General features: G+C 70.8%; 9 protein-coding genes. 4 read left to right on the forward strand and 5 right to left on the reverse strand.

The genetic code is table 11. The annotated features are described in order from the left end of the window. Nucleotides 1-366, forward strand: a 366-nt coding sequence (locus ACIBSV_RS16570) for a class I SAM-dependent methyltransferase (protein WP_395863490.1), incomplete at its 5' end; no start/stop codon positions are given. Between the two features lie 496 nt (nt 367-862). Here the strand turns inward: ACIBSV_RS16570 and mshC are convergent. The 4 genes from mshC to ACIBSV_RS16590 all read right to left on the reverse strand — a co-directional run bounded on the left by mshC (nt 863) and on the right by ACIBSV_RS16590 (nt 4,789). Beyond that, nucleotides 863-2,089: a cysteine--1-D-myo-inosityl 2-amino-2-deoxy-alpha-D-glucopyranoside ligase gene (gene mshC / locus ACIBSV_RS16575; RefSeq protein WP_395863492.1), complete on the reverse strand. Its 1,227-nt coding sequence runs from the start codon at nt 2,087-2,089 to the stop codon at nt 863-865. A gap of 276 nt (nt 2,090-2,365) precedes the next feature. Then, nucleotides 2,366-3,214 (reverse strand): SCO1664 family protein, encoded by an 849-nt coding sequence (locus ACIBSV_RS16580; protein WP_395864053.1) that lies wholly within the window; start codon nt 3,212-3,214, stop codon nt 2,366-2,368. Next, the gene (locus ACIBSV_RS16585; protein ID WP_395863494.1) at nt 3,184-3,753 is read right to left on the reverse strand and encodes a DUF3090 domain-containing protein; all 570 of its coding nucleotides are present in this window, start codon (nt 3,751-3,753) and stop codon (nt 3,184-3,186) included. Before ACIBSV_RS16585 ends, ACIBSV_RS16580 begins: the two co-directional genes overlap by 31 nt. A gap of 310 nt (nt 3,754-4,063) precedes the next feature. Beyond that, nucleotides 4,064-4,789 carry a histidine phosphatase family protein gene (locus ACIBSV_RS16590; protein WP_395863496.1) on the reverse strand — a complete coding sequence of 242 codons (726 nt, stop codon included), beginning with the start codon at nt 4,787-4,789 and terminating at the stop codon, nt 4,064-4,066. Between the two features lie 729 nt (nt 4,790-5,518). On the opposite strand from ACIBSV_RS16590, the gene corA reads away from it, so the two are divergent. Beyond that, on the forward strand, nt 5,519-6,493 hold the full coding sequence (gene corA / locus ACIBSV_RS16595) for a magnesium/cobalt transporter CorA (protein WP_395863498.1): 975 nt from the start codon (nt 5,519-5,521) through the stop codon (nt 6,491-6,493). A 366-nt stretch (nt 6,494-6,859) separates the two neighbouring features. Continuing rightward, the gene (locus tag ACIBSV_RS16600) at nt 6,860-7,483 is read left to right on the forward strand and encodes a hypothetical protein (protein ID WP_395863500.1); all 624 of its coding nucleotides are present in this window, start codon (nt 6,860-6,862) and stop codon (nt 7,481-7,483) included. Nucleotides 7,484-7,830: 347 nt separating this feature from the next. Here ACIBSV_RS16600 and ACIBSV_RS16605 read toward each other — a convergent pair whose 3' ends face one another. Then, entirely contained in the window at nt 7,831-8,880 is a 1,050-nt protein-coding gene (locus ACIBSV_RS16605) for an LLM class F420-dependent oxidoreductase (protein WP_395863502.1), read from the reverse strand. Between the two features lie 498 nt (nt 8,881-9,378). Between ACIBSV_RS16605 and ACIBSV_RS16610 the strand changes: the two genes are divergently transcribed. After that, nucleotides 9,379-10,359: an aldo/keto reductase gene (locus ACIBSV_RS16610; protein ID WP_395863504.1), complete on the forward strand. Its 981-nt coding sequence runs from the start codon at nt 9,379-9,381 to the stop codon at nt 10,357-10,359. Nucleotides 10,360-10,590 lie beyond the last annotated feature (231 nt).

Below are 10,590 nucleotides of genomic sequence, written 5' to 3' on the forward strand. Positions count from 1 at the left end.
CCGGGCGGACGGGTCGCGCTCCAGTCGATCACGATGCCGCACGACCGGATGGTGGCCAGCCGTGACACGTACACCTGGATCCACAAGTACATCTTCCCCGGCGGCCTGATCCCCTCCGACGACGCGGTCCGCAAGGCGACTTCGGCCACCCGGCTGCGGGTCGCCGACAGCAGGTCGTACGGCCCGCACTACGCCGAGACGTTGCGGCTGTGGCGCGAGCGCTTCAACCGGCGCGCGGACGAGGTCGATTCGTTGGGCTTCGACCATGTGTTCCGGCGTATGTGGAACCTGTATCTGTCCTGGTCCGAGGCCGGTTTCCGGTCCGGCTACCTGGACGTGCGGCAATACCTGCTGATGGAGGCATGACCACCTGTCGTCCGTCACATCGGTCATCCGCGTCCGTCGTCTGTCGTCGACGGCGTGACCGGGCCCGATCGGGTCCGGTCCGACCCCGGATCGCGGTCGGCCGCCCCGGACTCCCTCGGGTACCCCTCACCCACTTCTCGGAATGTGAGGGCTTCCCCTGAAGTGCCGGGACCGGCCCGCGTGATCTGCTGGGGTCGTGGACGAGGAGCCGTTCCGGTCGGCCGTCGCGGGGGTGTGGCCGGCCGGAGCGGTACCTGTTCGACGTCCGCCGCGAGGAGCCGGGATCACCCGGCTCGCCGCACCCGAAGGCCCCGACCGGGCACTGCCGGTCGGGGCCTTCGTGGTGCTCGGGGCTTCGGTCGTGCGGTGGTCGGGCCGGTTGTGGCCGGCCCGGGGACGGCGACGGGCGATCGTGGCGGTGTTCGACCGAGGCGAGGCGTCGGGTCGAGCGTCGGGGGCCGGCGCTCGCTGCGCCTTCGGGCGGGTGGCCCGAGGGTCAGAGGGCCACGCCGAGGATTGCGTCCAGGGCGCGAGAGGCCACGCCCGGAGCGGACATGTCGTCGCCGCCCTCGGCGAGTTGCCGGGCCGCCCACGCGTCCATCGCGGCCAGTGCGCCGGGGGCGTCCAGGTCGTCGGCCATGCGTTCGCGGATGCCGGCGAGCAGTTCGGTGGTGTCCGGCCCGTCCGGACGGCCGACCGCCGCGCGCCACGTGGCGAGCCGGGTGGTGGCGTCCGCCAGGACCTCGTCGGTCCACTCCCAGTCGCTGCGGTAGTGGTGGGCCAGCAGGACCAGGCGGATGGCCATCGGGTCCACGCCCTCGCGGCGCAGCTTGGAGACGAACACCAGGTTGCCGCGCGACTTGGACATCTTCTCGCCGTCGAGCGCGACCATGCCGGCGTGTACGTAGGCCTTCGCGTACGGCACCTCGCCGGTGACCACGTGCGCGTGCGACGCGCCCATCTCGTGATGCGGGAAGACCAGGTCGCTGCCGCCCCCCTGCACGTCGAAGCCCATGCCCAGGTACTTGAGCGCGATCGCCACACACTCGATGTGCCAACCTGGCCGGCCCGCGCCGAACGACGCGTCCCAGGACGGCTCGCCGGGCCGGGCCGCGCGCCACAGCAGCGGGTCGAGCGGGTCCTTCTTGCCCGCCCGCTCCGGATCGCCGCCGCGCTCGCCGAAGATCTCCAGCATTCGGGCGGCGGTGTAGCCGGAAACTCCGCCGAAGCGTTGGTCGGAAACGATCGAGAAGTAGATGTCGCCATCCACCGAGTAGGCCGCGTCCTTCGCGATCAGATCCTCGATCAGCGGCACGATCAGCGGGATCGCCTCGACCACGCCGATGTAGTTGGCGGGCGGGAGCACCCGCAACGACGCCATGTCCTCACGGAACAGCGTGGTCTCGCGCTGAGCCAGCTCGACCCAGTCGATCCCGTCCCGCTCGGCCCGCTCCAGGAGCGGGTCGTCGACGTCGGTGACGTTCTGCACGTAGTCGACTTCGAGGCCGGCGTCCCGCCAGACGCGCTGGAGCAGGTCGAACGCGACATAGGTCGCGGCATGCCCCATGTGGGTTGCGTCGTACGGGGTGATGCCGCACACGTACAGCCGCGCGACCGGTCCCGGGGTGATCGTCACATGATCGCGCACGGAGCTGTCGTACACGCGCAGGGACGCACCCTGACCAGGGAGAACGGGGAGCTCGGGTGCAGGCCAGGCATACATACGTATGAGACTAACGTCCGCAGGGGTGGAAGATCTTCCAGGGTTGACGGACCAATTTTCCGCGTCTTCGCCCAACGCCCCGGTCGGGGACCGCGTCGTCGCCCGGCGCTCGGGTCGAGGACACCGTCTCGTCGTCCGACGCTCCGATCCAGACGCCGTCTCGTCGTCCCCTCCGACTTCGTCGTCCCCTCGGACGTCTTCGCCGAACCGGGATCCGAGCCCCGCCCGAGCCGGGGACCGAGCCCGGAGCCGGCCGCGGTCGGATCGGCGATCACGCTAGATCGGCGGCCATGGGATCACATGCCGGCGACCATCCGGCTTCGGAAGCCGGTCGTCGGCGAGTAGAACTCTCACCCGTTCGCGGGTCGCGGTCACCTCGTCCGGCGTAATCAATTCACCCAGCCGGGCACCGAGCGAACCCGCCAACTCGGCCGACAGCGACGTCAGCGCCGCGTGCGCGTCGGCCGCCAGCGGTTCGCCGGCCCAGCCCCACAGCAGCGTGCGCAGCTTGTCCTCGACGTGGAAGCAGATGCCGTGGTCGATCCCGTACACGTGCCCGTCGGGGCCGGGCAGCAGGTGGCCGCCCTTGCGGTCGGCGTTGTTGATCACCGCGTCGAAGACGGCGATCCGACGCAGTGCGTCGGCGGCGGCGTGCACGAGCAGCGCGGGCTGCTCCTTGCCGTGTTCGTCCGGGACGACCACGTGCGCGATCGGCTTCCAGGCCGGGCCCGGGTCCACGGCGGGCAGGATCGCCACCGGTTCCGGCTCGTCGTCGGCGGGCTTGTGGTCGATCCACACCTGGCACATGCCCGTGCCGTACGGACCCTCGCGCAACACGGTGGTCGGCACGATGTTCCAGCCGAGCGCCTCGGACACCTCGTACGCGGCCATCTCGCGCCCCGCCAACGTGCCGTCGGGGAAGTCCCACAGCGGCCGCTCGCCCGCGACCGGCTTCCACACGCAGGGCAGCGACACCCCGTCGAGCGTGGCCACGCAGTACAGCGTCGCGTTGGAGGCGTCCTCCAGGCGCGCCTGCACCGTCAGCTCGCCCCGGCGCAACAGCTCCGGGACGGCGGCGGCGTCGAGGACCGTGGTCAACGCCGATACCCGTTGGCGCGCGGGCAGATGTGGCCCTCGGGATCCATCGGCAGCCCGCAGAACGGGCACGACGGGCGGCCCGCCGCGACCACGAGCAGCGCGCGCTTGGCGAACGCCCGGGCCTGACCACCGGTGAGCCGGACCCGCAGCAACGGCGGCCCGTCCTCGTCGTCGTCATCGCCGAGCAGGGTGTCCTCGGGGGCGTCGTCGTCGGGGACCTGGGCCTGCGCCTCGACCACGAGACGCTCGTCGTCGGCATCCCACGCGAGCGCCATCGTGCCGACCCGGAACTCCTCCAGGATCGGCGGCAACAGCGGGCCGGAGTCCTCGAGTTCGGTCGGCGTCACGGCCGGCACGGCGGTTTCGCCGCCGGTGCGGCGAACCAGCTCGTCGAGCAATTCGTCGACGCGTTCGGCCAGTACGGACACCTGGGTCTTCTCCAGGGCGACGCTGGTCACGCGGCCGGCGGCGGAGGCCTGAAGGAAGAAGGTTCGCTGGCCGGGCTCACCTACGGTGCCGGCGACGAACCGCTCCGGGGGGTCGTACAGGAAGACCTGGCGGGGCACGAGCTGCTCCGTGTTTCTGTCGAGAGCGGGACGGGGTGGGTGGCGGTCTCGGGGCTGGTCTGTCTCGGAAGTCGTCTGTCGATGGGATGGCGGTGGAGCTGGTGTGGCGCGGACCGGTGTCCTACCCGGTCGTATCCGTTCATCCGGCCTATCCGGGTCCCGCACGGTTATATCCGCCGGATCCGAAGTGGTATTCCCGGATGATCCTGCCCGTTTCCACGGGTTCGATCTTGCCCGAATGATCCCGCCCCAGCGGGGGCGGTCCGGGTCGGGCAAGGGCGCGCGGGGGGAGTGCGCCCTCCCAAGCACCCTACGGCGCGCCGGCTCCGCCGCCCACCACCGCGTCACCCGACGCGGGCGCGTGCCGACCGTCCGGCGCCGACAGCAGCCCGGCCACCGAGCCGCCGGTGTCGTTGAGCCGTCCGACGCTCGGTCGGTGTGCGCCGTACGTGATCACCGTGAGCGAGCACGGGTCGACCTGGATGCGCTGGAACAGGTCCAGGTGCATCCCGAGCGCGTCCGCGACCAGGGCCTTGATCACGTCGCCGTGCGAGCAGACCAGGTACATCGCGTCCGCCCCGTGCTCGGCGGCGATCCGCTCGTTCCACTCCCGGACGGCGTCCACGGCCCGGGCCTGCGTGGTGCGCAGGGCCTCGCCCCCCGCGCCGGGGAAGGTGACCGCACTCGGATGCATCTGCACGGTCTTCCACAGCGGTTCCTCGGCGAGCTTCTTCAGCTCCCGCCCGGTCCAGTCGCCGTACCGACACTCGCCGACCCGCTCGTCCACCTGCGCACCGGTGTCCAACGCGAACTTGGTGCCGGCCCGGGCCGACAACACCGCCTCGGACGTCTGCCGACACCGCTCCAACGGACTGGTCACCACCGCCGCGAGCGGCACCTCGGCAATCCGCCGACCCAACGCCGCGGCCTGTTCCTCGCCCCGATCGTCCAGGAACACCCCCGGCGTCCAACCGGCCAACACCCCAGAGGAGTTCGCCGTGGTCCGCCCGTGCCGCACAAAGAGCACCGTCGTCATACCCCCAACCCTATGCGCCCCCGGAATCCGCCCCTTCCGCCGGCCGGCTGCGACGCGGCCGCGGCGCGAGGCCGCGGAGCGGGGGTGCGGGGCGGGAACCCGGGGCGCGTGACGGGGATCCGGGACGGGGGCGGAGACCCCGAGGCGCAGCGTGGGCCAGGGGTTCGGGGCGGCCCCGAGCCGCGGGCGTGGGCCTGGAGGTGGATAGGGCCGGCCCACCCAACAGCCCCCGGCACGCCCGACCGACGGCAGGCACCCCGGCCACGAGCCCGACCCGGGCCTCCCCCAGGCCGCCGAACCCGCCCGCACCCTGGCGCGTCAGCGCCCCCGACCCCGGCCCACCCCAGTGATCGACGCGCGAAGCGCGGAGAGCGGCGGAGCCGCAAGCTTGGGCTTCGTGCCCCGGAGCGAAGCGGAGGGACACGAAGCCCCGAGCGAGGCACCGCCTTTTTTCTCGGAGGAGCGAAGCGGGGGAGAGAAAAAAGGCGGTGCCTCGCGAGCCGGCGACGAAGTCGCCCAACAAGCAGCAACGCCACGGGACACGACTCTGGCGCGTCGGCCCGCTGTCTCCGCGGCTCGGGTCTTCCGGCCCGTCGCCCTTGCGGCTCGGGTCTTCCGGTCCGTCGCCCTTGCGACCCACCTCTCCCCACACCGCCCCGACTCAGCCCTCCCCACACAAAATCCGGCCTCGCGAGCCGACACCGCAGCCGTCACAACTAAAATGCCCCAGTGATCGTCGACTGCGCCATTTACACCAACGGCCGCCGGACCGAAGGCCCCGCCGACTTCTCGGATGCTTTGGACGAGGCTCGGCGGGTCGGTGACTCGTTCTTGTGGATCGGGTTGCACGAGCCGACGCCGAGCGAGTTCGATCTGGTGACCAGCGAGTTCGGGCTGCACCCGCTCGCCGTCGAGGACGCGCTGCACGCGCATCAGCGGCCAAAGCTGGAGACATACGACGATTCGATCTTTCTCGTGCTCAAGACCTTGCACTACTACGACGAGACCTCCTCCGTGGAGACCGGGGAACTGATGATGTTCGTCGGCGACTCGTTCGTGGTGACGGTGCGTCATGGGCCGGGTGCGGAGCTGAAGTCGGTCCGTCGCCGAGTCGAGAAGCAGCCCGAACTGCTCAAGCACGGCCCGGGCGCGGTGATGTACGCGGTTGCCGACGCCGTGGTGGACGCGTACCTGGCCATCGCCGGCGAACTCGAGACCGACCTTGAGGAACTGGAGGCGCGGGTCTTCTCGCCCAGCCGCGAGAACGACGCCGAACGCATCTACCTGCTCAAGCGCGAGGTCCTGGAGTGCCGGCGCGCCGCGCTGCCTCTGATCGAGCCGATACGGAAACTGGCCACGGTGGAGGTCGCCTTCGTACCCCCCGAGACCCGGCCGTTCTTCCGGGACGTGGCCGACCATGTGACCAGGGTCACCGAACAGATCGAGTCCTTCGACCGCTTGTTGTCCGACGTACTCGGCGCGCACCTCGCGCAGGTGGGCGTCCGGCAGAACGAGGACATGCGCAAGATCTCCGCATGGGCGGCGATCTTCGCCGTACCGACGATGATCGCCGGCGTGTACGGCATGAACTTCGACCACATGCCGGAACTCGGATCGGTGTGGGGCTACCCGGGCGCGGTCACCCTGATGGTGGCCTCATGCTTCGTACTGCACCGGATGTTCCGCAAGAGCGGATGGCTGTAACAAAGGACTCGCCACAGCCAACGAACCGGCCACAGCCGGCGCACCCGCCCCGGACAACGAACCCGCCACAGCCGGCGCATCCACCGCCATCAACGCACCCGCCTCACCCGCCTCACCCACCGGACCCGGCCTCGCCGCGTCGCCTCGCGCTCCCGCCCCGCCCCGCTCTCCCGCCCCATGCCCATCGCTCGTGTCCTTTGCCGCGTACGGTCGTTGACCTCTGTACCGGCCGTGGCGGGGACGCACTGGACTCCCCCGCCGCGGCCTGATTTCGTTCTGTGATCGATCAAGCGGTGGACCCTGGCGCCGCCCACGCCGGACTCTCGTAGGCTTCTGCTTGTACAGACGCGGCGGAAGCAGGTGGGGATGTTCGGCAAGTCGGGCAGGCAGCGCACATCGGGGACGCGCCCGGCCCAGGTTCCGGGGGCCGGAGCCGCCGGGGCCGACTGGTCCTCGCATACCCAGCTCGAGGACGCGGTGCGGTCCTACCTGCTGCACCCGGACGTGGCGATGGAGGCACTGGGCTCGGTGCTCGGCCGGCGTCCGGTGCGCGGGTTCACCCTCGAACGGGTCGTGGACATCAATGCGAACGGCACCTCGGTATGGCAGGAGGCCGCGGTCTGCGACGACCGGCGGCTCGTGCTCTGGCACAGCGAGGACATGACCGACCCGTCCGCCCCCGGTGGCACGGTGCTGGACTCCTCCGTGCAGGTGATTCCGCTCGGCTCGGTGTCGCACGTCGGGATACGGACCCTGGTGGGCACCGACACCGACGGACGGCGGCAGCTGCGCGGCGCGTTCGTGTTCCTGGCCACGCCGACCCTCCAGGAGATCGCCACCGTGCGCGGCGAGGACGGCGCGTCCACCGGCCGCTTCCGGCAGGAGGCCTACCGGTTCAGCAAGTCGCTGGAGGACGGCGGCCCGGGCCAGATCCGCCGCCTCCTGGAATTCGCCGAGGTGATCGCGGCGCGCGTCCCCGGCCCGCGCTGACGAGTGCGCACGACGCACCGGTAGGCGGCGGGTCCCACATCGCGGAACCCGCCGCCGGGGTACTCGAACCGACCGGCGCTACTCGACCCGGCTCGCGCCATCGACCGGGGGCCGTCCCCGCCGGGGCAGGCGCGGAGCCAGGACACCGAGTCGCCCAAGTCGCCGAAATCACCGACGTCACCAAGTCACCGACTTCACCGAGTCGCCGACGTCACCGAGTCGCCGAAGTCACGCAAGACGTAGAGAGAGTCACGCAAGACGTATAGGTCGCTGAAGAACATAAAGCACCCAAGGTGCCCAAGGCGCCCAAGACGCCCGAAGCTCCCAAGACCCGTAGGTCGCTCGCCTCAGGACCCCGTGCCCGACAACTCCAACGCCTCCGCCGCGAGCCGCAGCGCCGCGATCCGCTCGTCGAGCGTGTTGCCGTTCGGCGCGATCGTCAGCGTCGTGACACCCGTATCGGCGTACGCCTGCATCCGCTCCGCGATCCGCTCCTTGCCACCGAGCAGGCTGGTCTTGTCGATGAAGTCGTACGGGACGGCCGCGCCGGCGCCCGCGTAGTCCTTGGCCAGGAACTTGTCCTGGATCTCCTTGGCCTCGGCCTCGTAGCCCATCCGGACCGCGAGCCGGTTGTAGAAGTTCTGGTCTCGGCTGCCCATCCCGCCCACGTACAGCGCGGCATAACCGCGTACCTGGTCGGCGGCCTGCCGCGGGTCGTCGCCGACCACGAGCGGAACGGTGGGCACGACGTCGAAGTCGGCCATCGACGCGCCGGCCTTCTCCCGGCCCGCGCGGATGTGCTTGAGCGACTCCTCGGCGTGCTCCGGCGCGTAGAAGACGCCGAGCCAGCCGTCGGCGATCTCGCCGCTGAGTTCGAGGTTCTTCGGGCCCACGGCCGCGATGTACAGCGGGATGTGCTCGCGTACCGGGTGCACGGTGAGCTTGAGCGGCTTGCCCGGGCCGCCGGGCAGCGGCAGCGTCCAGTTGGCGCCCTGGTGGTCGACCCGCTCGCGGCGCATCGCCTTCCGGATCACCTCGACGTACTCGCGGGTGCGCGCGAGCGGTTTGTCGAACTTGACCCCGTACCAGCCCTCGGACACCTGCGGCCCGGACACGCCCAGCCCGAGTCGGAACCGGCCGTTGGAGAGTACATCCAGGGTCGCGGCGGTCATCGCGGTCATGGTGGGCGTCCGGGCCGGGATCTGGAAGATCGCCGAGCCGACATCGATCCGGGTGGTCTGCGCGGCGACCCAGGACAACACCGTGGCCGCGTCCGATCCGTAGGCCTCCGCGGCCCAGCAGACCGCGTAGTCGAGACGGTCGGCCTCCTGAGCCACCGCCAGGTTGTCGGCGTCGTTGCCGGCACCGAAGTAGCCGAGGTTGATACCGAGTCGCATATTCGCGGACCCCCTGTTCGACGTCTGTCCGACGTCTCTCTCACGCCTGGGCGGCGTTCGGTTGCTTTCGTATTGACGTCGCGGTGTTCGTTGCCGCTCGGTTTCGCTTGTTGCTGCTCGTTGTCGACCGTTTCCCGACTGATACCCGGACGGCGTACCGTCCGGCATCGAGCGGGCCCCTGGAGGCATCCAGCCCTCGCGACACCGGCCGGATCACCATCCCGATCACCGCCTGGATCGCCACCCGGTCACCGACCGAATCAACGGACGATCACCGCCCGGATCAACGGACGAATCACCGGACGATCCCCGCCCGAATCACCGGACGATTACCGCCCGGATCACGGCCGAATCACCGGACGATCCGGGCAAGCCGAGCAGCTCGTCTCGGCCGACCATATCGTGTGAGCTACCAGCCGGTAACCTACTCGGCCGGCATACCGCCGAACGGCCCCGCCAACGGCGGCGCGGGGGAGGGAACGGCTAGTCTCCGGTGCCATGGAGCAGCGACATCTCGGCCGCACCGGCCTGCGGGTCTCCCGCATGGGCCTGGGCACCATGACGTGGGGACGAGACACGGACGAGCACGACGCGGCCGACCAGATGAAGGCATATCTGGACGCCGGCGGCAACCTCGTGGACACCGCCGACGTGTACGCGGACGGCGAGGCCGAGTACATGATCGGCCGACTCCTGGACGGGTACATCCCGCGCTCGGAGCTGGTCATCGCCACCAAGGCCGCGAGCGTGCCGTACAGCGAACGCCGCTTCGACGGGTCGCGCGGACACCTGCTCCAAGCCCTCGACCACTCGCTGGCCCGCCTCGGCACCGACCACGTCGACCTGTGGCAACTGCACGCGTACGACCCGTCGACGCCGCTCGAGGAAACCCTGCACGCACTCGACCTCGCGGTCACCAGCGGCCGGGCCCGATACGTCGGCGTCTCCAACTTCTGCGGCTGGCAACTCGCGAAGGCGGCCACCTGGCAGTCCGCCGCCCCGGGCCGGGTGGTCGTGGCCAGCACCCAGATGGAGTACTCCCTGCTCCAACGCGGCATCGAACGCGAGGTCCTGCCGGCCGCTCTCGACTTGGGCGTCGGCCTGCTCCCGTGGTCGCCCCTCGGCCGAGGCGTCCTGACCGGCAAGTACCGCCACGCCATGCCCGCCGACTCCCGAGGCGCCTCCGCCCACATGGGCCCCTTCGTCGCCCCCTACCTCGACGACCACTCCCGCCGCATCGTCGACGCTCTCGCCACCGCCGCCGACGGCCTGGGCGCCGCCCCCATCGAGGTAGCCCTGTCCTGGGTCCGCGACCGCCCCGGCGTCGTCGCCCCGATCGTCGGCGCCCGCAACGCCACCCAACTCCGCGCCTCCCTGGCCGCCGAAGCAGTCGTCCTCCCCACCGAAATCCGCTCCGCCCTCGAAGACGTCTCCCAACCCATGACCGGCTACCCCGACCACACCTGGAGCCAGGCCTAACCCCACCCAAACCACCCCCACCAAACACAGCCGCCATCGACACCGACGCCGGCCCACGAGGCGGCCGGTACGGGGCGAGGCCGGCCTGGGCCGGGTCGGACGGGCACGCCGGCCCAGGGTGGCCTGAGTCCGGGCTGGGCTGGGTGTGACGGGGCGCGCCGGCGAGAGCCGGGCTCGATCGATGCCGGCCTGCGCGAGGCGGCCGGTACGGGTCCCGGCTGGGCTGTGTCG

This window comes from Embleya sp. NPDC050154 (assembly GCF_044460165.1).
In the GTDB taxonomy this organism is placed as follows: domain Bacteria; phylum Actinomycetota; class Actinomycetes; order Streptomycetales; family Streptomycetaceae; genus Embleya.